Genomic DNA, 23,596 nt, shown 5'->3' with positions numbered 1-23,596 from the left:
TTCACCTAGTATTTTTTTATTTCTACTGTCTTTCCTAAACTTTCTACTGCTTTAATAAGTGCAGTTGTTGATTTCCACTTAATATTTAGCTCATCAGGGAAAAAGGGGTTTTGATGAGCGGGATTAATTGAGTTTCCAATTAGTATATCTAAGTGTGTACAATCATTGATAATTAACTTGGCAAGTTTACTTGCTCCATTGTCGCGATCAAGTACTCTCGAATCAAATTCAGTTTTGTTTGATTCATTCAGGATTCTAATTGCCTCATTTATCGTTAGAACACCCTCTGTAACTAAATCGATTCCATCGATTTTTGCATACGGTGGAATGCTAGGATCAAAGTATTCAAAGTTTGTTTCTATTTCCTTATTCATTTCACGAGCACATATATTTGCTGCTGTTCCTCCACATATAACTTTTTTTCCTTGTGAATAGACTAAATCATGTATTAAATCACGATCTTTCTCTTTGTCTTTAGGTGGACCTGAGAATAATGATATTTTTTCGATATCACGTATTCTAATAACAACACAAGTTGTGTCATCACCAGGTTCGTAATCACTAAATGTATTACATATATCAATAATTGCTTTTGAAATAGGTTTAGCAGATTTTGATTTTCTAGAAGTTGTCTTAAGTACTTTTACAACCTCTTCCCATTGCCAACCTAAATATATGTATTTCCCAATTCCAGTATGAACTACACCATCACTAAAGATTGATAGTGTGTCGCCTTTTTTATATGTCGTAAACGATTGAATTACTTCTTTTTCCTTAAAGATAATTCTTTGTTCTTCTAGTTTTAGTAATTCCCCATCTCTTATATATACAATGCGTGGATTCCCGTATTCTATTATTTGAACTCTCTTGTCATGATATATTTGAATTATAGAAAATGTAGAATAAGCCAACTCCCTTACTTTACAGATAGGTAGAGTCTTCTCTAACGTCTCTAGTACTTCAATGATATTACTACCTAGTCTGAGCATTGTTGAACAAATATTAGAGGTGAGTGTAGCTAATATGTTAGCTTTTACCCCACTTCCTAAGCCGTCACTTAAAACAATGATTTTTGAGTATTCATTTTCGGTTATTTCAACATGATCTCCACATAATTCCTCTTTATACTTGTTTAATGAATCAACAGCAATATCAATATAATCAAAGTTCTTATACTTGCTCATCAAATAACCTCTTCAATTTTGAAAGTGTAACTTTTGTTTCCGCTGTTGTTTCTCCTAGTAAAGAGGCAATTTCGTGGGCAACCCGCATCTGTTTATCAATAACATTCTGTGCCATATCAAGTGCATCAATACTCATTTCTTTGTGTTTTCTTTTTTGGATTTCCTGTTGTGTTATATCTTTGAATATACCTAGATATAATTTATGGTTTTTGATGTACTTCATCGTCATTATTACTGTCTTCCCTGATTTCTTTAGGGTTTTTGTTAGAGCTGTACTTGGTTTATCATGTCTAACATATCCAAAAACATTTTCACCAATTACTTCTTCAACATGCTTATGCATTGCATTCATTTTTGAAATCATAAAAAGGTTAACACTTGAAGGATTAAACTCCACTATTTGATACTCTTTATCAGCAACAATGATCCCATTTGGTGTGTTTTCAATAATAACAGAACTTACTGCCTCGTTCTTCATTCTCATATATGGTAAACACATTTCTATTTCTGCCATATTGTTTAAAACAGCTTCTGCTTTACTACGACAAGTATTATAACCACAAGCTCCACAATTCAACTCATCCTCTTTTGTATATTTACCTGTTTTATGGAGGATAGATTGAATCTCAGAATCTGAATATTCAGTTTTACTGACTGGATTAAATGTTGTATAGTCAAAAAATGTATCAACTTCAACATAATCATAACTGTTTTGTGTTTCATGATTTATGTAATTGATTACTGTATCTATTTTTTTATGTAGTTTTAATGGACTTTGAGAGTTTCCAAATCCATTAATACATCCTTCTTTACATGCATTCATTTCAATCCATGTATTTGATTCTAGTTCATCTAGACAGTCTAGAAGTTCTACACAAGCTTCCATACCGTCAACTTTCAATACTCTTCTTTCAGATGTATCCTCATTTAAAGAAGCTTTTTCTACTCCCCCACTTAAAGGGTACCATCTTGACAAACTTGGAGAGACAAAATCAAAGTTTGAAGGTTCAAGTTCATTAATATTGATATTCTCTTCAGTTAACCAAAATCTGATGTCATCAAAAGTAATTACTGCATCAATACATGAATCCTTTGAATAGCAAATACTAGTTTCTTCTTTTTTGGATATACATGGTCCGATGAATACTGTGTATACATCATCTTCACGTTTTCTGATGATATTATTGTGCGCCATCATTGGAGATATACATTCACTTAGATATTTTGCTAAATGGGGATAGTATTTTGTTACCATGGTATTTACTGTCGGACAACTTGTTGTAATGATGTGCTTTTTCTCACCATAGTAGTCTTCTCTATATTTTTTTGATACGTTTACTGCTCCGATTGTCGTCTCTTCAATTTGATCAAACCCTAATTCACGTAGGGCACTAATAAACTGTAGAGGATTATCCATTTTGTCATAACTTGGAAACGATGGTGCTAATGATACAACAACTTTTTTGTTTGTTTTGAGCATATCTTTGACAAACTCAACATCTGTTTTTACACTTTTTGCGTTTTGAGGGCAAATGTCAAAACATTCGCCACACCCAACGCATAAATCTGGAACTATTTTTGCTTGTTTATCGTCTATTTTAATTGCCTTTACTTTGCATGTTCTAATACACTTATAACAATTTTGACAATTAGCCTCTTGGAAATTTAAATATTCCATTTGTTTTCTTCCGCCACTTTTTTAAGTAGTGATTTAACTTTATCAACATTCATTGAGATAACTTCTCCATCATTTATTTTTGTCGAAACTGCTTCTGTACAATGATTTAGACAAAATGCTCCTTTAAGGGTGATTTTATCCTCTAATTTGTATTCCTTTAAAAGCTCTTGAAATTCTTTGATTACATCATACGAACCCTTTAAATGACATGCGCTACCAATGCAAACACTTATATCCATTTTACTTATAAGCCTTTACTAGAATCTCTTTTAGTTCTTTGATTAATGGATAACGGGGATTTGTAGTTGTGCATTGATCTTCAAAAGCATTAGTTGCTAATTGAGTTAATCTTTCATTAAATACTGATTCGTCAACACCGGCTTTTTGAAGAGTTCTTGGGATATTTACTTCTTCTAGTAGTTCCTCAACTTTTTTCACTAAAGAGTTTACTCCTTCTTCAACTGTATTAGCTTTTAATCCTAAATATTTTGCTATTTGACAATATTTCTCGTCTGCAATGAATGTTTTATATTTAGGGAAGGCAGCAAATTTAGTTGGCTTTTGGGAATTGTATCTTATTACATAAGGAAGAATTATGGCATTTGCACGACCATGTGGAATATGGAATTCTCCGCCTAGTTTATGTGCTAAAGAATGGTTAATTCCTAGGAAAGCATTCGTAAATGCCATTCCTGCAATTGCTGATGCATTATGCATTTTTTCTCTTGCTTCAAAATCTGTAGCTCCATACTTATATGCACGTGGTAAATAGTTAAAGACCAGTTCGATAGCCTTTAGCGCTAAAGCATCTGTGAAATCACTTGCTAATATTGACACATAAGCTTCAATTGCATGAGTTAATACATCAACACCTGTATCACCTGTTATGTCTTTTGGCATTGTTAGACAGAATTGAGGATCAATAATGGCTACATCAGGTGTTAACTCGTAATCTGCTAATGGGTATTTTATATTATTATTCTCTTTATCCGTAATAACGCTGAATGCTGTTACTTCACTACCTGTACCAGAAGTTGTTGGAACAGCGACAAATTTTGCTTTTTTTCCTAATTTTGGATATGGGAATGATCTTTTTCTAATATCTAGGAACTTAAGTTTAAGACCATCAAACGATGTATTTTCATGTTCATAGAATAACCACATACCTTTCGCAGCGTCAATAACACTACCTCCACCAAGAGCAAGGATACAATCAGGGTTGAATCTTTTCATATCTTCTACCCCTTTGTAGATTGTTTTTGTACTTGGATCTGGTTCTACATCGCTAAATATTTCAATTGCAATTGGATTCTCTCTTTTTCTTAAATAATATAATGCTTTATCAACATATCCTAAGTTAAGCATTACTGGATCAGTAACTATGAAGACTCTTTTGATATCTCTCATTTTTTCAAGATATTGAATTGAGTTATTTTCGAAATAGATTTTTGGTGGTACTTTGAACCATTGCATATTTGTTCTTCTTTTCGCAATTCTTTTTTTATTTATTAGATTTACACTACTAACATTTGATGTAGTAGAATTACGTCCGTAACTCCCACAACCAAGTGTAAGTGATGGCATATTAGTATTGTAAATGTCACCGATTGCTCCTTGAGATGATGGTGAATTAATAATAATTCTTCCTACTTTCATTTCCTCACCATATTTTGTGTATAAAGCTTCATTACTTGTGTGGATTACTGCAGAATGCCCTAATCCACCAATATCTAACATCGTTCTTGCTGCTTTAAAACCTTCTTCAAGTGAGTTCGAAATATAATATGCTAGTACAGGAGATAGCTTCTCCTTTGATAAGGGAGCTTCGTTCCCAAATTTTGTTAGTTTTGCGATAAGAATTTTAGTGTCCTCATCAACTTTAAATCCTGCTTCTTTTGCAATATTATGAGCTGTCATACCGACAACTTTACTATTTAAGTGTTTAGTAGGTAATGGGAACATATACTCTGAAAGTTTTTTTGTTTCATCTTTATTTAAGAAATGACAATTATTTTCTTTCATAAAGTTCTCAAAATCACTCTTGATTTCCTTATCTACAATTACTGCTTGTTCACTAGCACATATCATTCCATTATCAAAGGTTTTTGATAGCATTAAATCTGTACACGCTCTTTTTAAATCTGCTGTCTTCTCGATATAACATGGAACATTTCCTGGTCCTACTCCTAGAGCTGGTTTACCAGCACTATATGCTGCTTTTACCATTGAACTACCTCCAGTTGCTAAGATTAATGATACACTTGGATGATTCATTAATTGGCTAGTTGCTTCAATTGATGGTAACGTAACCCATTGGATGCAATTTTCTGGTGCTCCTTTTTCAAGAGCTGCCTCATAAAGCACTCTTGCTGATTCACTTGAGCAATGTTGTGCTGAAGGATGAAACGCAAAAATGATGGGATTTCTTGTTTTAGCGCTAATTAATGCTTTAAACATTGTTGTTGATGTTGGATTAGTAACAGGTGTTACTCCTGCTACTACTCCAATTGGTTCTGCAATTTCTTCATAGTCTTCTAATTCATTAGTTTCAATTACACCAACAGTCTTTTGTTTCTTTATAGAATGCCAAATATACTCCGTGGCAAATATATTTTTTATTACTTTATCTTCAAACACACCACGTTTTGTTTCCTTAATAGCCTCTTGTGCCAAATACATGTGATTATCGACACCAGCCAGTGTCATTTCGTGAACGATTTCGTCTACACTTTTTTGGTCTAAAAGCATATACTCCTCTAGTGCTTTCTCTGCATTTTTTACTAATTTATTGATCATATTTAAAACTTTTTTATCTTCCATAAATGATGCCTCCTTTTTAAGTTCCCTCACAGTCTACATTATGTAAAACAAGTAAACAATGAAACATTTCCTAATGAAAACGGTTATATTATTTTCATCTCATTTTAGAAAATAAAAAAAGCATAATTAAATGCTTAGTATAGGGCTTTATCTAGAATAAAGAAAATATAAAATCTGTTATAGGAATCTGTCTTTTATTAGAATGGAAATGAGTTTATTTTATTTTTTTAAGTTTTTTTAAAATAAATAATTTGCAACCGTTATATATTAGTATATACTGTATGAGGTGATAAAATGAAACCTTACGATAATACAGATTTACCGGTTAATTTCAAGTTTGATATTGAGATGATGAAACTACTTGTAAAAGCTAGAGAACTTTATACAAAATACAATACAATTATTACTTATCAGGAGATTGATTCGAAACTTATTCTTAAACCCTTTATCCTTCAGGAAAGTTATAAAAGTTGTGAACTTGCTGGTAATCCAGTTTCTCATTCCTCTTTATACTATATCAAATGTCAACCTGATAATATTTATGCAAAGGAAATCCTTAACTATAACTCGATATTGGATAATATTGGGAACTATTTATCTAGTAGTTTTAAATTATCTGTCTGGTACTTAAATAATATCCATAAAGATTTATTTAAGCATCTACCTATTCATCCTTCTAAACTAGGAAAGTACCGTGATGAAGTAACCTGGATTGGCCCTAGAGGTAGTTCAATATATGATGCTGAGTATATTCCCTCTCATCCATTAGATATTCCTGTTCTAATGAGCAATTATATAAAACACTTCAATAAGTCTTATAGTTTAGATAAATTGATTGAGATGGCTATTTCACATGCTCAGTTTGAAAATATTCATCCTTATAAAGATGCAAATGGAAGAATCGGAAGAATTCTTGTACCTATTCAAGCATTCATTGAGACAAATACTCATGTTAGTGTTTTTGTTAGTGAAGTAATTAAGGACAATGAGTATATGTATTACCGAAAGCTTCAAGATACAAGAAATGATAAATGGGAAGGTTATATCAAGTTCTTCTTGGAAATTGTGATTGAGCAGTTGCAAAGAAATATCAAAAGGATAGATGAAATGCTTCTTGTGTATAAGAAAGACCTTCCAAAAGTTATCGCTTTACTAAAAGAGAAAAATGGTAAAAGAGTATACGAATACTTGTTCAGTAATATCACTTCTACTATTAAAGATGCTAGTGATGATCTCCATATCGATTATCAGACAATTAGAAATTACTTTACTCGTTTATTTGATACTGGTTTGATTGCTAAACACAAGATAAATAAAGGGGAATATGTTTACACTTACGTAAAGATGTATAATATTCATGTTCCAGTTAATTGGATATAAAAAAAGCCAAATTAAATTTTGGCTTTTTTATTTACAAATTGATATTTGCTTATACTTCTTCTCTTACGAATACAACTCGGCAAATTCCTTCATCATACGAAATCTCGCACGAATCAAGCAATGTACCTAATGTGTATAAATCAAGCACATGATCTGATTCACCCATTAACTCCCAGCCATATTCCTCTAATCCGGCATCTCTACCACAAACTATATCCTCTTTTAGTTCTTCAACCAAACTAGAGTTATCTGTATATATTTCTATATGAAAGATTGATTCATTTTCTAATGCCTCTAACAATACTGAAACCTTGTGGTATCCTCTATCTAATAAATATACATAAATTTCCTCAATAATCTTTGCATTCTTCGCATTTCTATGTAGAGACATATGAATCACTCCTTCTTATTGTCGATATTATTGTTGTAACTATTACCGCTGTAAATGCAGCGGCAAATCCATTACTATATAAAAGTACACCACCGTGTAACTCTGAAAGTCCTATTGCAACAGGTAGATGTAACATACCTGTCAATATTCCAATAATAAATCCATACTCACCAGAAATTGGTGCTAGACCACTGGCGAATAATATTGCAAGTACTACTGGGATACTTAACTCAACCCCAAATATCCAAGTTACTAACATTACTCCTATCATTGGGGGAAGTACATTTCTTACATGTTTCCCAAAGGCACTGAATCCGATAATAGTTAATAACCCTCCAATAACTGGTCCATTCATATGAACTCCAAGTAATAGGATTAATACTAAAGATGATAGACCAGTAAGACCAATATTAATCATTGTAATTGGTTGATTACTTCTTCGTGTGAAATCGGTAATTGCCTTCCCACTTCTTCTTAATATTGAGTTATACCCTTTTATAGTTCCATCGTTCAAATAGATTCCTATAAGTAAGTACACAACACATATGGCAATAAATATATATGTAAGTAATGCATAATCAGTATTTGTGTATAGAAGGTTTGTCGAGTAATCAACTCCTATCAGTCGAAAAATGCTAAAATAAGCAAAGGACAATATCCCACTCGCAAAACCAACATTATATAAATCATATCCTCGATGAAATGTCATTACATGAGAAGCTAATTCTACTAAGAAGAATCCTGATAAAACTCCAATTAAAATCCCTATTGGTATGCTATATAATAACGGAATTCCCACTCCAAACATAATTAAACTTGATACAGGACTAAGTCCTGTTGAAAAGAAGAAAACAACGATAACACTTTTTAGTTTAATCTTCTTATATTTTGCATAAAGTAACACCCCGGAATAAATAATTGTAACATTGATTAGATTCTTTCCAAAGAATGCAAATCCACCGATAGTTAGTATTCCAGCAAATATTGAACCGGTTACTTTCAACCCAAGTTTCCTGACAATAGCATAAGCTATAAGCATTAGAGTCCCTGAATTAAACAATGCAGGTCCTAATCCTCCAACATGTACATAATCAGTTAACAATATACTCTCACTAAGGAGGATTTCCTTATACCCTTCAAAAAAGACTGAGAGAGGTTGTAAAAATAAAGATATAATAATAAATGCTATAGCTAAATATGGAACTAACATGTTCTCCCGTAATCTGGTTTTCATTCTATCACTCCTTTTGTCAACATTATCATTATACTAGATATTTGAATTAATCAAACTGTTGTTTTAATATATAGCGAGTTTCTTAACTAGCTAAAACTCCATATCAATTAAATGAGAAATTGCTAACCTTTAATCTATAATAAAGCCCCAAAGTTAGATTTGACTTTGGGGCTTTATATTTTATTTATAATACTTGTGATATAGTTCGTTGTACTTCTTTTAGTTGCAACTTTATATGAAATACATGTCAAAAGACAAAAGACCGATTGATTCGGTCTTTTCATTTATGATACGGCTCGTCGTAACACTTTTAGTTGCAACTTATTATATGATTTATATCAAATAGTATTTATAATATTTTCGTAAAATTCATACCTCGAATATCAGTTGACATTTGATACACATCAATTCTATTTCTTGATGCAATTTGCATTAATCTTTTCTTATCAACTTCACTAATTCTACTTCCCATGTAAACTGCACTTGCTTTTACAGTGATTGGAATTCTTTCATCATCATCTGGGTGAGTTGTCATGATTCTCCATTCCTTCTCATAACTCCAATCTGGCTTCTTGAAAATATTAACATATTCTGCTTCTTGTGGCAAAAGTGTATTACTTGCTATTACAGCTCTTACTTCTGCATTAACATGATCCACATCTTGTAATAAATTCTCAAAATATACGTCTATTAGTTTTACAAACAGTTGACTGAAATCAATTACTACATCTTCATAAATAATTGGAAATATAGCTGCGCTTTGTGACTGAATGAGTTGATATGTATCTGTATAATCATATTCAACAATATATCCTTTATAAGTGTCTCCATAATGAGCCCACATTAATTCTGAATTCTTACTCTCTGATAAACAAGAAGCATATATATTTTCCCTATTAGCATTAAAATTCAACTTTATTATCTCTTCAACTGATTCCTTTGTTAGAAATTTACTATACTTACTTTGAGAAATGACTTCTTCAGTAAAGTATTCAAATCTTCCTTCCCATAGATCATTAAATGAACTAATTCTGTTAAGTGATATTAGCCCTTCTTTAAGATTGTCAAAATTGTAGTCCTTACAACTTCTATACTGATACAATTTCCCACCGTTTTTTATGACTCTCTGCCAGCTTGCTCTGATTGATTTCTTAATTTCCTCGATATTCATTTACGGTTGTCCCTCAACATCTTTTATTTCAAATCCACCCTCAATAATGAATTTTCTAAGGAACTCATCCAACTTCATATGAATTCTTGGAGGTGATAGTTTCTTCGATTCCAAGTTTTCAAAATAACTTCTAGTTAGTTTAAAATCAATTGTATTTTTCAAATCATCAAATCTACCATACTCATTTATAGATTCCATAGTAATTCTATTTGTCATAAAAAATCTAAGTTTTACCTCATCAAGTCCAAATATAGAAGCACATAGTGATATCTGATCATTTTTTGCTTTCACTTGATATTCTGTAATATATTCACGTAAATTTTTACCTTCTATTACTTTTACATCACCACGTTCAATATCATGCAGGAAGATATATGCATACTTCTGTTCCTCTTGTGATAATGAAGAAAAAGAACTATGTAATTCATCGAGTGTATTCTTAACATCCTTTTCATTTCCAGTATCTAGTGCTTTTAGATATTTATTAAAATTAGAGTTCATATAATTAGTATCAATCAATCCTGTAGGGATTTCAGTCAAATATCCTTCTATTTCATATGGAGTATCTCCTGATCCCGAACCGTTTGTAGAACCTGATAATTCTTTATATCTTAACGCTAATGTAAGATAGTTTGTTTCATCAAACTTAATTATTAAGTCATCCTTAGATATCTCGTTTGCGACTTTAACATCTTCCCATTTAAATCTCTGTATTTTGGCAGCTTCTAAGCTTTCATTTAATTGTCTGAAAAGTTTAGAAAATTTTGCTTTTGATGCTGGATCATCCGGTAGTTTTGAAAAGTCAAAGTCACCATTACTATTAAATAAGGATTCTATTTGAGTGTAAACAGAATTCATTTTATCTAAATTATCTTTTAATTTCGGAACAAACAGTCCTAGTGGTTTATCCCCCGAGTATAGTTTGATTGAAGTCCTAATATTTCTTTCCATTGTATGTGGTTTTCTGTAATACTTAACCGTACCAAATGGTTTATCTGGTCCAAACAGTCTATTTGTTCTAGAGAAAGCTTGAACTATATGTTCATATTTCATTAGTTTATCAACATATAATGTATTGATCCATTTAGAGTCGTATCCAGTTAACATTTGATCAACAACAATTAGTAAATCGACTTGCTTATCTGGAGTTTTCTCAATACTAATATAAGGTGTTTTATGCGCTAATCTAGATGCAATATCCTTCTTATATTTTCCCCAGTTACCAATAGTGAAAGATTGAGAGTATCTCTCATTATAGTCTTCAAGTAGTTCTACAAGACCATCTTCTTTAAAAGCAGCTCCTCCAACATTATCGATACTCGGATCAAAAAGTCCAACAACTTTCAAGTCCAAATCCAAAACCTTAAACAATCTATAATAGATAATGGCCTCATTAATACTACTAGTAGCTAATATTGAATGAAACTTATAGTTACGACTTAATGTTACCCAATTATCTACTATGTCATTAACAACTTTTGATCTATGTTCATTATTGTCATATTGAACCATTGGGATATAATCTTCAATTCCCTTTATATACTTTCCTGAATCATTATAACTTCCAACCATTGGAACATTATTCATATATTCATAATATTTTATACTTTTAATAGGATCAGATATTGCTTCTGATACGTCTTTTGATTTCGCTTTCTCCAAAGCAACTGCTTGTCTTAAGTCCTTATCTTTAAAAGTAGAAACTTTATATGGATCAAATCCTAATACATTTTTGTCTCTTATTCCATCAGCTATACTATAACGATGGAGTTCATTTCCAAACACATCAGCTGTAGTGCTGTCTTTATGCTCGTTTTCTTCGTGAATAGGAGTTCCTGTGAACCCAAAGAAAATAGCTTGTGAAAAAGTGTTTTTAATAGTATAAAGCATATCTCCAAAAGTGGAACGATGTGCTTCATCAACAATAAAAACAACTCTTTTTGATTTCATTAATTCAATATCTTTTGTTCTTAATCCCTCTTCATCTTCACTGATATTACTCATCTTTTGAATTGATGTAACAATCAATGTATCTTTAGGATTCGTACTTTTTAGTTTTGTAGCTAGTACTTTTGAATTTTCTGTAGCTTGTACATCTTCATTTTCATTAGCGAAATTTCTATATGCTTTTAGTGATTGCGTTCCTAATTCTATTCTATCCACTAAAAAGATTACTTTATCCGCATCTTTTGAAGATGATATTAATTGTGCCGCCTTAAAGCTTGTCATTGTTTTTCCAGATCCAGTAGTATGCCAAATATAACCACCTAGGTTATTTTGAGCACTCCAATCTGTTTTAGCTACTTTATTAGAGATTGAACGAACTGCATAATATTGATAGCTTCTTAGCGCTTTTAGTAATCCATCATTGCTATCAGCAACAGTATAAAATCCAATTAACTGATGTGCCATAGGAATTGAAAGTAATGTTGAAGTTACTATTTTCCAATCATTTATGTGTTCATTATTAAAGTCAGCCCAATGAAAATAATAGTCTGAATTGAACTTGTTATTTTCTCCAGGATTAGCAAAGTAAATTGCATCTTCAGGATTCATAGCAACAAATATTTGAACAAGTGAAAATAATCCTCTAAACACTCCTGCTCGAGAATAGTTTTCAATTTGGTATGCTGCTTGACTTACAGGAATACCAGATTTCTTTAACTCAATATGAATTACAGGCATCCCGTTTATTAGGAGCATGATATCTCCGCGCCTATCATTCAATACACCTGATGTTTTGAATCTAGGTTGACTAACTATTTGATATCTACTTTGTCCTGCTGCTATTTCCATTCTATCGTATATCTTTAAACTTATTTCCTTACCTAAATGAATTGGATCGTTTGGATTATCTCTTTTTATAGAAACAGTTTTACCATTAATGAATCCATTCAATTTAACAGGAGTTCTTAATGTATTGATTTGTTCTAGAATTTGTTGCAGCTCCGAATCAGTTAAAGGTTGATTGTTTAATCGATCTAATTCACGATTATTATCAAATAGAATACCAGCCCAATTTTTTAGTAAATCCTCTTCAGTAGGATTCTTGATTATTTCTTTCTCCCAACCATGATGAGATAATAAGGTTATAAGTTCTTTTTCAAAGGCTAGTTCATTATCAAATGCCATTAATACTCCTCCTTCCTATACAAACATTTTTTCAAGCAATGCTTTTTTTACTTTAATCAAAATATCATATTCTTTTTGGTAATTTGTGATAAGGTGATCCAAACTGAACAACAAAGCGCTTACTTTGACTTGCTCTTCAGTTTCCTTGGGTAGAGTAATTTCTAGTTTTGATATTATTTTCGCATTATAGCTCTGTTGTTTTGTTCCTTGTGTGTATTTCAAACCATACTCCTCACTATTTCGTCTATACCATTGAAATAAAAAGTTATTATCTAGTTTGTAGGGATTATTATAAATTGCCATACATGATTGATTAACAGTTGTATCGATACTCAAAATACCACAATTACCTCTTGTTCCTTTCGCTTCTAATCCAGTAATTGCCATAATAAATGTACCATTAGGAACTATTCTCAAATTTGCATCAATTCTACCTGCTTCGGTTATTTTATCAATTGTAGATGACACTATTCCTCTGTTCAATTCTCCACTGGTTAACCAGTTCAACTCACCATTCCAAAATGACTTATTAAATGTAGCGGGTGTTTGTCCGTTGTACATACCAGTAATTACACTTCCAAGTTGAGTTTGTTCCCATGTATCATTAAATCCTTTAAAACGGATTTTAGGTATATCTGAATCTTTCTCTGGAAACATTTTACATAAAAGTGATTTCTTGATGTTGGTTAGTTTGTTATGTTTTTGCTGAGAAGATGTTATAATGTTATCTAAATTTCTGAAAATTTCTCCTATTTTCTCTTGTTCTTCATTTTTTGGAACACTTAATTCTGTTTTCTTTAAATTCTCACTATTAATAGATGCAAATGTTGAGCCTGTAGATAATTTATTCCAAAACCCAATTTCTTCCAATCTAATTAAGCTCTGAAAAACAAACTCATTTCCCCTAATTGAAGCTACACCTCTTCCTAAAACTACCTTATATGCTGTTTTACCAACGGTTCCAGCAGGAGCCCTGACACTCATTATAATATCACCAGGATTTGCTGTTTTTATAATTTCAGTTGTCCAAACTCGAGGAACAACCCATCCTTTCGACATGTCAGCATTTCCTTGGACTAAAATATGGTCTTCAGGGTTTCTAGTATAGTTAGTACCACTCGGTGATTGTCCCATAGTGATTTTAGCAATAACATCTAATTTAAGTTTCTCCCAATGATAAGTATATCCTTTGAATCTTAGTGAAGGTTTCTCTGAGCTAATTCGCATCTCATTTACCTCTTAATAGCGACTTCAATTCACTTAGACCCTTCATATCAGATTCATTACCTTCTAATTCTTCTATTATTAATGACAGGTTCTTTTGTTCTTTTTCAATTTCATTATCTATTTCTGAAAAAGTTACACTATATTTATCTTTAAATGATTTAATCTTACTTACAAGCTTATTTAATGTCTTCTGAGGAAGTTTTTCAATAGATTCTATTAGAGTATCTATCCATTTTAATTCAAGCATATCTTTTGCTTCTTCGTTTGATAGTGATTCTATTACACTCTTTGTTTTTATGTGTAGTTCTGCCTCTTTAGTTTTGATACTTTTCTTCAATGCTTTTTCTTCGTTTTTTAAAGTAGTATATTGAAATAAATTCAACTTAAGAACTTTTTCACTTTCAATCTCTTCATCCAACACTTTGAGTTGTTCCTTAACGCTTTTCGCATCAAAAGCTGTTCCTGCATCATTTAAAATAAGTTCTTTTTCGTCCTCAGTTAAAGAGTCTAATAATCCTTGGAATTCTGATTGGATATTTACTACTCTTTCTTTTTTGACTTTTAGTATTTCCGTTTCTTCATTTATTAAAGCATTTTGAACCAAATCAAAAGGAATAACTCTACCAACCCATCCTTCTTGAACTTCCTCTTCTTTATTATTCTTTTTCTTTAATATCATATTAGGATCGACATGTTTAGCTGCTTGAAATCCTTCTGATTGAAGGATTTCAAGATCAATAGATGTTTTAATCCATTCATTATTTAAAGCTTGATAAGCTTTGTATTTGTCAACGAGTTCAAATGACTCTAGTTTAGAGAATATGATTTTACTTATTTCACTTTCTTCCTCTGAAATATTTAATTCCATCATATCTTCAATCAATCTTTGTTTAAGAAATGATTTAAAGTTCTTAAATTCAATTTTATAATTATTCAGATATATCTGGACGTCTTTATTTAGTTGTATTATGTTCTTGGTGTTGTCTGATTTTAATGATACATAAGCCTCATTAATATCTTCAAATAATTCTTCTTTTAAACTAGGGAATTCACCCCAATATTTGTCAAGATCTTTGAGCTCGGTTTTTGGTATTCCTCCAAACATAAGAGAGTATAAATCCCAAGATTCAGTTGGTTCTGATGAATCTACATATCTAGAAATATTCAAGTTATATTCATTCTGTCTAATTTCTTCTAAACCAACAACTCTTGAATATTTATCGATGCTCTCTTTATTAATAACTGTATCAACTATTTTTTTAATGTCAGATGCTTGTAATTCATTTTTACTTCCAACTTTTATAAAACCTTTTGAAGCATCAATGATTTGGACATCATTATTTTCTCTACTTTGTTTCAGAACGATAATTATAGTAGGGATTCCTGTTCCAAAAAAGATATTTGCAGGTAAACCGATAATAGTATCAATATGATTCTTTTCAATTAATTTCTTCCTGATTTCTCCTTCTTCTCCACCTCTAAACAAAACACCATGAGGGAGGACAATAGTCATAATTCCATTAGGTTTTACATGATATAAATCATGAAGTAAAAAGGCATAATCTGCCTTTGATTTAGGAGCTAATCCGAAATCTGCATATCTAGGATCTGAATCCTTATCTGTACTATCCCACTTTTGTGAATAGGGTGGATTTGACACTACTGCATCTACATATAAAGGATCATAAGTTCCAATAGGATCTGTATCATCAAAATAAGGCCAATCACTTTCAAGAGTATCAGCATTTCTAACAGCTATATTATCAGGTAAAACACCTCTCATAATTAAATTCATTCTAGTAAGGTTGTATGTGTTTTCCTTTAATTCCTGAGCATAGTATTTAATATTGTTTTTATCATTCATATGTTTTGATATAGAATGTCCTATATTAATTAATAAAGATCCTGATCCACTTGTTGGATCATAAATTTTAATCTCTTGTTTGTCCTTAAGATGCTCAGCCACAATATCCGACATAAGTAGTGATACTTCATGTGGAGTGTAAAATTCGCCAGCTTTTTTACCAGCATTTACAGCAAAATTGCTTATTAAGTACTCATAAATAAACCCAAGAACATCATAGTCTTGCTTTGCATCCATAGGAATTATTTTTAATAAGTGAATCAACTCTCTAATTGATTTAGTTTGCTCACCAGTAGTTCCACCGAGTTTACTTAACCCCGTTTGAAGTGTATTAAATATTCTATCAAAGACTCTTTTATGTGAGTTGCTAATCAATCTGTCAAAGGCATTTAATGCATCTCTAACATTACTTACATCAAAATCCGAACCCTTCTCTATCCATGTTGAGAATAAGTTCTTATATGAAATAAAGTACCCCACTCCATTTTGAATGAATCGGACAGTTTCAGGGTCTTCTTCGTTTAGTAATTTGATATCCTCATCTGTAAAATCCTTTTCTTTTAAAAACTTAAGTTGCTTATCTGACAAGAATTTGTAAAACATAAAACCAAGGATATAATCTTTATATTCTCCTGCTTCAATTTTTGAACGCATTTTGTTTGCTGATTCCCATATTTTTGATGCTAATTGCTGTTTGTTCATAATTTCACTCCTCGTATAGTTTCCTATTAAAATAAGTACTAATATAATTTTCTATCTATTAGCACTTGATTTTGTTACCCCTCATTCATTACTTGTTACTATATAAATGAATCAAATATTGATGCAATAAAACTGCTTTATACTTGTTAATTAATTCACTCTATAAACATTATAACAAATAGGTTCAATAAAATATATACTTTATCAAAACTAGCAATATTCCAAATTTGATAGGATAAGTATAAAATATCGTTCAAAAGTAAATAAAAAGCAGAGTCTTCAAATGGCTTTGATAGACTCTGTATGTCATTATTTGCAATCACTTATGGTACGGCTCGTTGTTGTTTATTCTAAATGAACGATATACTTGTTCTAATAGAATTAGTTTCATTAGTTGGTGAGGGAAAGTCATTGATGAAAATGATAGTAAGAAGTTAGACTTCTTTTTTATACTATCAGATAAACCTAGTGATCCACCTATAATGAACGTTATATGTGAATCGTGGTAAGTTTTTATGTCTTCTATTTTAGCCGCCAGTTTCTCACTAGATATTTGCTTTCCTTCAATAGCTAAGGAAATAATATACGAATCTTTTAGTTTCGCATTTATTCTTTCTGCTTCTTTGTCTTTAATGATATTCATGTCCTTTACTGATAAGTTTTCTGGTGCATGTTCATCTTTCACTTCAATAAGCTCTAGTTTTGTATATTTTGACAACCTTTTGGTATACTCTTTGATACCTTCTACAAGATACTTCTCTTTAAGTTTACCAACGGTAATTACTGTAATCTTCATATTGACACTTCCTTTGCGCCAAGATATTTAGAGAATCTATTCAGCGCTCTATTTATCTCTCTCTCTAATTTCTTTGTTTGTTTAATTCCTTCTTCATAAGAAATACTAATAATCTCAAGTGGATCATTGTTTCTATGTTTCGTAAATTCTATTCTACCAATAAAGTTAGAACCTTGTAAAATTGGTAATACATAGTACCCATATTTTCGTTTAATTTTTGGGGTATATACTTCCCAAGTATAATCAAAATTAAATAACTTTCTAAGTAGTTCTCGGTCCCAAGTTATTTGATCTAAAGGTGCTAAAAATGAAATATTATTAGTTAGTTCAATTTTACGGTTTTTAGCGCTTAAGGGTATGTAAAATACGTCTTTGATACCCTCAACGTGAACTTTTTCTATAAAATTCTTCTTTTCCAGGACATCAAAATAGTGGTTTCTCAGCTTTCTATTTTTAATATAATATCCATCAAAATGAACTATACTTTTACTCCATGTTAAACCTACCGTATTTATTCTTCTAATCAAATACCATTCAATAAATTCTTCTTCTGTTTGGAAGGGATTATTTTGATCAATCTCTGGAAATATTCGTTGAATTAAATCATACTTCTTCTGGGTATTCTTTCTTTCAGATATACCTAGCAAACCTTTTTGCCATAAATAATCAATAGCGACAGTTGATGGTTTTGTATGACCCCAACGATGTTTTTTTGATTCTCCGAGTTTTATCTTTGAAGAGAAGATAGGACCTTGTTCTTTAACAATGTCATATACTTCATCGATAAATTCAGTTGCGTCTAAGTCATAATACTTTCTCGCACCAATCAAACCATTCTCGGAGCGATGCTTACGAACGATTGAGAAATGTGGAAAATACTTTGTCTCGTAAATACTCATTTGCTTTTCCCAGCCATCTATTAGGAATCGATCTTGATATAAAGCCTTGGAAAGATCTTCTTTTTTAAACCCTTTAATCCTTGATTGTAGAACAAGTTCCGGATTAGTCCCCACAACATTTAAGGGATCCATTTGAATAGTTTTAAGTCTATCAAAAACATCATTAATTGTGTAATGGTTGCTTGTGTTTACCATTTGATAATTAACAAAGAAGTCTCTAGCTTGTTGTTTTGTCCAATTAATCATGTTTACCTCCAAAAATTCCTATATTTTTATTATAACAAACTTAAACAACTATCTGTAAACTTGTTGTAATAACTTTTGTATAGTGGTAGAGGTAATAAAAAAGTACTGACGTTAATCAGTACTTTTTTATTACCCTATTCTTCCTTATCTACTGGAAATTCAGTAGTTTTCCCTTTTCTTTTAACTAAGTATATTCTTATTGGAATGTAGATAACTCCTGCGACAACAGCAAATGGTAATATACCAGTAATCGCTAAACCAATAAATTCAAACATCATAACTAATAAGTTAACTGAATCAATAAATGTATTACTTGTTTTGTTACCGTATGTTTTTTCTGTTTCTACTCTTATAGTATCTACTAAAGATACTCGGTGTTCTGCGGCAAGAGATGTAATTTTGAAGGTATATTCTCTATTTGATTTAAGTTCATTGAATGTCACCATTACACGGCTTTCTGCGAATGTATTCTCCTCGTATTCAGTAATGAACTCTCCATTGAGATATACATCTACATGAATTGTTACATTCTCATCGCTACCATTGTAAAGTTCTAAACTTATTGAGTTTTTAGTAGATTCCATTGATGAAATACCGGGAATTTGAGTTCTTGGTAAAACAATAATCTCTTCTATTGCTTCTTTAATCTTTAAAGTAACAGTAGAATAATCTACTAATGAATCATAATTAGCAAGTTTAGTCCCAATAAGGTTAAGTTCAGCTTCAATTTCAAATCTTTCTTCTTCTAATAGTAATATAGTATCAAGATCCTCAGCAGCAGTGATTAATTCTAAGATTCTATCATGTCTAGTCTCTAGGGCAAGTTTTCTCGCTTCAAAAGTTGAATAACTATTTGTAATATCATCAGATGTTTTAGAATAAGCAACTAATTCTCCTGAAGTTTTTAAATCTTCAATGAATTCATCGAATTCAGAAGATAAGACTCTTATCGTTATTTCGTACGTATTTGTTGTTATATCGGCTTCTTCGATATAAGCGGTGTATGAATCAATTGTTTGTAAAACATCGTTATAAACGCTTGTAGGATTGATTACAGCCATTTCTAAGTTGGCACGGTAAATGATTTTTCTATCTTCTAAAGCAGGAGCTGCATTATCATTAGTTACAGCGTCTCCACCTTGATCATCAATCTCATCAATAACTGGGTTAGGACTTTCTAAATTAGTGTTTTCATCATTAAACCCAGGCTCCTCGTTATATAGATCACCTTCGTAGTTGCTACCACAACCACTTAATGCAATTCCTAATACAACCATAATAACTAATAAATATTTTTTCATATAATTCCCCTCTTTTCTTAACTGATGCTTCCATTATATTTTTTAGTTGTGACAAAGTTTTGACAGTGTTATGACATAGTTTTGACAATTCCGAAAAACTCAAAAATCTTTTTATTAATGGCCTATTTATGATATTCTAGAAGAAAGTATAAGAGGGAAGTGATAATATGAAAATCCTAATTGTTGAAGATGAGAAGCATCTAAATGATTTACTCTATGATTACCTTTTAGATAAGTATAATCATTCTGAAATTGATCAAGTCTTTGATGGGTTTGAAGCAATTAGAGTTATTGATGAGAAAACATATGATTTAGTTTTACTAGATGTTATGCTTCCTAATATTGATGGTTTTGATATTTGCAAACACCTTAGAAAGAACTCAAGTACGCCTGTCATTATGCTTAGTGCATTGAATGATGAGGAAAATCAAATAAAAGGTTATGATTTAGGAATTGATGAATTTATTCCTAAACCATATAGCCCTAAACTAGTTATTAAAAAGGTTGAAGCTGTTTTAGCTAGATATGGTATAGATAATGATAAATTACTTGAATATGGATTAATTAAGTATAATATTGAGGAACATAAGATTCTTGTTGAAGATGAAGAAGTATCATTAAATAAGAAAGAATGGGATTTATTCATCATATTCATTAATAATAAAAACCGTGTATTTACAAGAGAAACACTATTAGATAAAGTATGGGGTTATGATTTTACAGGTTATGATAGAACTGTAGATACCCATATAAAAAGGTTAAGACAGAAGTTAAATGGTGCTTCTGGTTATATCAAAACAATATTTAAAGAAGGTTACAAGTTCGAAAAATAAGAAAACCAAATAAGTAAGGAGGGCTATTATGAGAATTAGTATATTTGTTAAAACATTCTTAATGTTACTAATATCATTCACATTAGTCTTCCTTTTTTCTATGTTTATAACAAATAGAAGATTTGGACCCATGTATATAGAAGAAAACATAAATGCAGTGAAAAATACAATCTTAGAAGAAGCTGAAGGCATTCATAATGGTACTTTACTTGCTGATACTGAACTTCAAGACTTATCTAGTGAGACATCATTTATTAGATATCAAGCTGGTTTAATTACTGAGGAAATAGGTCCAAACTTCCTAGATGAAGATGATATCTTGAATTTCGTAATTGAGGTTTATGACAACCCAGAAGTTCTAAAAGAAGGTAATCTTACATACTATGAAGTCAAAAATGAAGATATCTACCAAATTAATTATATTTATGAATTTGAATTTGGTGATTATCTGATAATTTCTACTAAAATTCAATCACTACAAAATGTCGAACTAGTACTCAATAATATAAACACTTCACAGTCAATAGCCATGTTGATAACAATAGTAATACTCTCATTATTGATTTCTACAAGTATTTCTAGACCTTTAAAGAAGATTAATACTTATGCAAAAGATATTTCAAATCTTGATTTTGAAACAGAGCTAGATATTAAAAGAAATGATGAGTTTAGAGATTTAACTAGTAGTTTAAATGAGATGACATTTAACCTAAAACAATCCTATACACAACTAAATGAAGCTAATAGTAAACTAAGTAAAGATATTGATTTTGAAAAGAAACAAGAAGCGAAAAAGAAACAATTAATATACACAATCAATCATGAATTAAAAACACCACTTTCAGTTATGAAAGGGATGATTGAAGGAATGATTGACGGTATTGGTAGATATAAAGATAAAGATAAGTATTTAAGTGAATTACTGGGACAAATAAGCAAAGTAGAGAGTATTGCTAAAGATCTTACTTATTCGCTTAGATTAGAAGACAAAGCCAAGCCTAATGATTTTGTAAACACAGAATACATTACTAATAATTTTGATTCATTAGAAGAATATGCAATCCAAAAACAAATCAAAATTAATAAAGATATCATTATTAAAAACCTACTGATAAATGAAGAACTCCTACTAATACTAATAACTAATTTAGTAAAAAACGCCATTACTTATTCAGAAGGCAAATCAATCTCAATAAACACTGAGATTAAAGATGATAACTACACACTTATAGTAAGAAATAAAGGACATATTGAAAACAAGGATTTAGATAAGATATTTGATTCCTTCTATCGTAGTGATTATTTAAATATTGATCAAGATGGTAGCGGGCTAGGTTTAAGCATTGTTAGGCAAATATGTGAATTATATTCATATGAATATAAGATATTTAATGATAACAATGATGTAGTAGCTAAGGTAAAAATTAAGATTAAAAATTAAACATTTGTCATTATTTTGTCAAAACTAGACAGTATGATGAAAGTAAAGGAGGTGTATTATGAAAAAACTATACTTAGTAATTCTAATTGTTTTAGGAATATTCTTAAGTTCATGTTCAGGAGAATCCGAAGGACCAGTTGGTATAAATTTTGAATCATATATCAATTATGACTTTGAAAAAGCAACTTTTAATAATACGCCTGAATATGATATCATTCATGGATTACATAACTACCAATTAGAGTTTGAATTGCTATATTCTAATGCAAAATCACATGATCTATTGGAAAAAGATCTCTCAGAAACAGAGATTAATGCATTTAATGCTCTATTTACCAAATTAGAGGGTCTAAATACACATGATGAAGCATTGTTTATCCTTAGTTCTAGCGACTTTAAGACATTACTTGAAGGGAAAGGTGTAGAAGTAACAGCATTTGATATCTTCACGTTTAACGCTATCAAAAACGTATTTGATACTCTTAACGGGCAAGTTCGTGGTGTTACAAAAGTAACATATTTAGAGAAATTGTTGGATCTGGAAATCGACAGTGAGGATATCGAAGGATTGTCATTATTACAAGAATTAATATCAGAAATTCAACACTATCAAGGTTACACAGAATTTAGAAATTTAACTTTTGACGAATTCCTCGAATATGTGGATCAGCAATTAAACTATGTTCCAAGTGAAGTAAATATAATTAAGCTTGAGGAAGCGTATATAATCATTGATTTAATAGAATAAAAAAAGGAGAAATTAAATTTCTCCTTTTTGTTTATCATAATCTTCTTTTAACATTGAATAAAATAACTCATCCCACCAAATGTCGTCTTTGTAATATATACAATCCTTAAAATGCCCTTCCAGTCTCATCCCCAACTTCTCACAGACTCTTATTGATGCCTTGTTTTCTGGTTGACAAGTTGCAATTAATCGATGAATTTTTTCTACTTCAAAAGCATACTCAATAATAGCTTTTGATGCTTCTGTACAATAACCATTTCCAGAAGCTGTTCTAAAGAATATCCATCCGATCTCCTTCGTATCTTTCATAAACCAAGGATTGTAGGATATTTTACCAACAATGCGGTTTGACGACTTTAAGAAAATTGTGAAATGATGAGTTTCTTTTTGGTTTCTATTTACAAATTCACTCACTTTTTCCTCAGAGTAAGTTCCTTCGACAAAAAATTTCATTGTTTCCTCATCACTTAGCATTTCATGAATTCTTCTATTATCTTCTTTTACCGTAGGCCTAATAATCAGCCTTTTTGTCTCCAACTGTAGCATATA

The 23,596-nt window shown here is 30.9% G+C and carries 18 protein-coding genes; 4 read left to right on the top strand and 14 right to left on the bottom strand.

The window, feature by feature from the left end; translation table 11 throughout:
* Window positions 1–5: 5 nt before the first annotated feature.
* From KQ51_RS03010 to adhE, 4 genes are read right to left on the bottom strand one after another with little or no spacing between them, the layout of a single operon-like run.
* Complete coding sequence (locus KQ51_RS03010) at window positions 6–1,184, bottom strand: SpoIIE family protein phosphatase (protein ID WP_038468740.1); 1,179 nt, start codon at window positions 1,182–1,184, stop codon at window positions 6–8.
* Complete coding sequence (locus tag KQ51_RS03005; protein ID WP_038468738.1) at window positions 1,171–2,862, bottom strand: [Fe-Fe] hydrogenase large subunit C-terminal domain-containing protein; 1,692 nt, start codon at window positions 2,860–2,862, stop codon at window positions 1,171–1,173. The genes KQ51_RS03010 and KQ51_RS03005 overlap by 14 nt, the downstream gene beginning before the upstream one ends.
* Window positions 2,850–3,101 carry a (2Fe-2S) ferredoxin domain-containing protein gene (locus KQ51_RS03000; RefSeq protein WP_038468735.1) on the bottom strand — a complete coding sequence of 84 codons (252 nt, stop codon included), beginning with the start codon at window positions 3,099–3,101 and terminating at the stop codon, window positions 2,850–2,852. The genes KQ51_RS03005 and KQ51_RS03000 overlap by 13 nt, the downstream gene beginning before the upstream one ends.
* Window position 3,102: 1 nt before the next feature.
* Window positions 3,103–5,682, bottom strand: coding sequence for a bifunctional acetaldehyde-CoA/alcohol dehydrogenase (gene adhE, locus KQ51_RS02995; protein ID WP_038468732.1), 2,580 nt, complete (start codon window positions 5,680–5,682; stop codon window positions 3,103–3,105).
* Window positions 5,683–5,976: 294 nt separating this feature from the next.
* On the opposite strand from adhE, the gene KQ51_RS02990 reads away from it, so the two are divergent.
* Window positions 5,977–7,062: a Fic family protein gene (locus KQ51_RS02990; RefSeq protein WP_038468730.1), complete on the top strand. Its 1,086-nt coding sequence runs from the start codon at window positions 5,977–5,979 to the stop codon at window positions 7,060–7,062.
* Window positions 7,063–7,111: 49 nt separating this feature from the next.
* Here KQ51_RS02990 and KQ51_RS02985 read toward each other — a convergent pair whose 3' ends face one another.
* The 9 genes from KQ51_RS02985 to KQ51_RS02945 all read right to left on the bottom strand — a co-directional run bounded on the left by KQ51_RS02985 (window position 7,112) and on the right by KQ51_RS02945 (window position 20,025).
* A complete protein-coding gene (locus tag KQ51_RS02985) occupies window positions 7,112–7,453 on the bottom strand; it encodes a hypothetical protein (RefSeq protein WP_038468727.1) in 342 nt (113 codons plus the stop codon).
* A complete protein-coding gene (locus KQ51_RS02980) occupies window positions 7,440–8,687 on the bottom strand; it encodes a DUF1576 domain-containing protein (protein ID WP_052609111.1) in 1,248 nt (415 codons plus the stop codon). The genes KQ51_RS02985 and KQ51_RS02980 overlap by 14 nt, the downstream gene beginning before the upstream one ends.
* Before the next feature lie 349 nt (window positions 8,688–9,036).
* Window positions 9,037–9,858 (bottom strand): DUF2971 domain-containing protein, encoded by an 822-nt coding sequence (locus KQ51_RS02975; protein WP_038468724.1) that lies wholly within the window; start codon window positions 9,856–9,858, stop codon window positions 9,037–9,039.
* The gene (locus tag KQ51_RS02970; RefSeq protein WP_038468719.1) at window positions 9,859–12,990 is read right to left on the bottom strand and encodes a type I restriction endonuclease subunit R, EcoR124 family; all 3,132 of its coding nucleotides are present in this window, start codon (window positions 12,988–12,990) and stop codon (window positions 9,859–9,861) included. It abuts the gene before it with no gap.
* Between the two features lie 15 nt (window positions 12,991–13,005).
* Window positions 13,006–14,217: a restriction endonuclease subunit S gene (locus KQ51_RS09735; protein WP_038468716.1), complete on the bottom strand. Its 1,212-nt coding sequence runs from the start codon at window positions 14,215–14,217 to the stop codon at window positions 13,006–13,008.
* Window position 14,218: 1 nt separating this feature from the next.
* A complete protein-coding gene (locus KQ51_RS02960; protein WP_038468713.1) occupies window positions 14,219–16,783 on the bottom strand; it encodes a type I restriction-modification system subunit M in 2,565 nt (854 codons plus the stop codon).
* 319 nt (window positions 16,784–17,102) lie between these two features.
* Window positions 17,103–17,579, bottom strand: coding sequence for a 23S rRNA (pseudouridine(1915)-N(3))-methyltransferase RlmH (rlmH, locus tag KQ51_RS02955; RefSeq protein WP_038468710.1), 477 nt, complete (start codon window positions 17,577–17,579; stop codon window positions 17,103–17,105).
* The gene (locus tag KQ51_RS02950) at window positions 17,576–18,724 is read right to left on the bottom strand and encodes a DNA glycosylase AlkZ-like family protein (protein ID WP_038468708.1); all 1,149 of its coding nucleotides are present in this window, start codon (window positions 18,722–18,724) and stop codon (window positions 17,576–17,578) included. The genes rlmH and KQ51_RS02950 overlap by 4 nt, the downstream gene beginning before the upstream one ends.
* Window positions 18,725–18,858: 134 nt before the next feature.
* Entirely contained in the window at window positions 18,859–20,025 is a 1,167-nt protein-coding gene (locus KQ51_RS02945; RefSeq protein WP_038468706.1) for a DUF4349 domain-containing protein, read from the bottom strand.
* 167 nt (window positions 20,026–20,192) lie between these two features.
* Between KQ51_RS02945 and KQ51_RS02940 the strand changes: the two genes are divergently transcribed.
* From KQ51_RS02940 to KQ51_RS02930, 3 genes are read left to right on the top strand one after another with little or no spacing between them, the layout of a single operon-like run.
* On the top strand, window positions 20,193–20,858 hold the full coding sequence (locus tag KQ51_RS02940) for a response regulator transcription factor (RefSeq protein WP_038468704.1): 666 nt from the start codon (window positions 20,193–20,195) through the stop codon (window positions 20,856–20,858).
* A 28-nt stretch (window positions 20,859–20,886) separates the two neighbouring features.
* Window positions 20,887–22,299, top strand: a complete 1,413-nt coding sequence (locus KQ51_RS02935) for a sensor histidine kinase (protein ID WP_038468702.1) — start codon at window positions 20,887–20,889, stop codon at window positions 22,297–22,299.
* A 58-nt stretch (window positions 22,300–22,357) separates the two neighbouring features.
* Window positions 22,358–23,047 (top strand): hypothetical protein, encoded by a 690-nt coding sequence (locus KQ51_RS02930; protein WP_038468699.1) that lies wholly within the window; start codon window positions 22,358–22,360, stop codon window positions 23,045–23,047.
* A gap of 12 nt (window positions 23,048–23,059) precedes the next feature.
* Here the strand turns inward: KQ51_RS02930 and KQ51_RS02925 are convergent, their stop codons facing one another.
* On the bottom strand, window positions 23,060–23,593 hold the full coding sequence (locus KQ51_RS02925; protein ID WP_038468695.1) for a GNAT family N-acetyltransferase: 534 nt from the start codon (window positions 23,591–23,593) through the stop codon (window positions 23,060–23,062).
* Window positions 23,594–23,596 lie beyond the last annotated feature (3 nt).

The sequence above is a fragment of the Candidatus Izimaplasma bacterium HR1 genome (assembly GCA_000755705.1).
In the GTDB taxonomy this organism is placed as follows: Bacteria; Bacillota_I; Bacilli_A; order Izemoplasmatales; family Izemoplasmataceae; genus Xianfuyuplasma.
The sequence above is the reverse complement of the archived record's forward strand: the minus strand, read 5'-3'. Positions and strand labels throughout refer to the sequence as shown.

What these genes read in the sequence shown, in the direction of transcription:
- KQ51_RS03010 (WP_038468740.1), bottom strand. Translation starts at nt 1,184, where the DNA reads ATGAGCAAGTATAAGAACTTTGATTATATTGATATTGCTGTTGATTCA.
- KQ51_RS03005 (WP_038468738.1), bottom strand. Translation starts at nt 2,862, where the DNA reads ATGGAATATTTAAATTTCCAAGAGGCTAATTGTCAAAATTGTTATAAG.
- KQ51_RS03000 (WP_038468735.1), bottom strand. Translation starts at nt 3,101, where the DNA reads ATGGATATAAGTGTTTGCATTGGTAGCGCATGTCATTTAAAGGGTTCG.
- adhE (WP_038468732.1), bottom strand. Translation starts at nt 5,682, where the DNA reads ATGGAAGATAAAAAAGTTTTAAATATGATCAATAAATTAGTAAAAAAT.
- KQ51_RS02990 (WP_038468730.1), top strand. Translation starts at nt 5,977, where the DNA reads ATGAAACCTTACGATAATACAGATTTACCGGTTAATTTCAAGTTTGAT.
- KQ51_RS02985 (WP_038468727.1), bottom strand. Translation starts at nt 7,453, where the DNA reads ATGTCTCTACATAGAAATGCGAAGAATGCAAAGATTATTGAGGAAATT.
- KQ51_RS02980 (WP_052609111.1), bottom strand. Translation starts at nt 8,687, where the DNA reads ATGAAAACCAGATTACGGGAGAACATGTTAGTTCCATATTTAGCTATA.
- KQ51_RS02975 (WP_038468724.1), bottom strand. Translation starts at nt 9,858, where the DNA reads ATGAATATCGAGGAAATTAAGAAATCAATCAGAGCAAGCTGGCAGAGA.
- KQ51_RS02970 (WP_038468719.1), bottom strand. Translation starts at nt 12,990, where the DNA reads ATGGCATTTGATAATGAACTAGCCTTTGAAAAAGAACTTATAACCTTA.
- KQ51_RS09735 (WP_038468716.1), bottom strand. Translation starts at nt 14,217, where the DNA reads ATGCGAATTAGCTCAGAGAAACCTTCACTAAGATTCAAAGGATATACT.
- KQ51_RS02960 (WP_038468713.1), bottom strand. Translation starts at nt 16,783, where the DNA reads ATGAACAAACAGCAATTAGCATCAAAAATATGGGAATCAGCAAACAAA.
- rlmH (WP_038468710.1), bottom strand. Translation starts at nt 17,579, where the DNA reads ATGAAGATTACAGTAATTACCGTTGGTAAACTTAAAGAGAAGTATCTT.
- KQ51_RS02950 (WP_038468708.1), bottom strand. Translation starts at nt 18,724, where the DNA reads ATGATTAATTGGACAAAACAACAAGCTAGAGACTTCTTTGTTAATTAT.
- KQ51_RS02945 (WP_038468706.1), bottom strand. Translation starts at nt 20,025, where the DNA reads ATGAAAAAATATTTATTAGTTATTATGGTTGTATTAGGAATTGCATTA.
- KQ51_RS02940 (WP_038468704.1), top strand. Translation starts at nt 20,193, where the DNA reads ATGAAAATCCTAATTGTTGAAGATGAGAAGCATCTAAATGATTTACTC.
- KQ51_RS02935 (WP_038468702.1), top strand. Translation starts at nt 20,887, where the DNA reads ATGAGAATTAGTATATTTGTTAAAACATTCTTAATGTTACTAATATCA.
- KQ51_RS02930 (WP_038468699.1), top strand. Translation starts at nt 22,358, where the DNA reads ATGAAAAAACTATACTTAGTAATTCTAATTGTTTTAGGAATATTCTTA.
- KQ51_RS02925 (WP_038468695.1), bottom strand. Translation starts at nt 23,593, where the DNA reads ATGCTACAGTTGGAGACAAAAAGGCTGATTATTAGGCCTACGGTAAAA.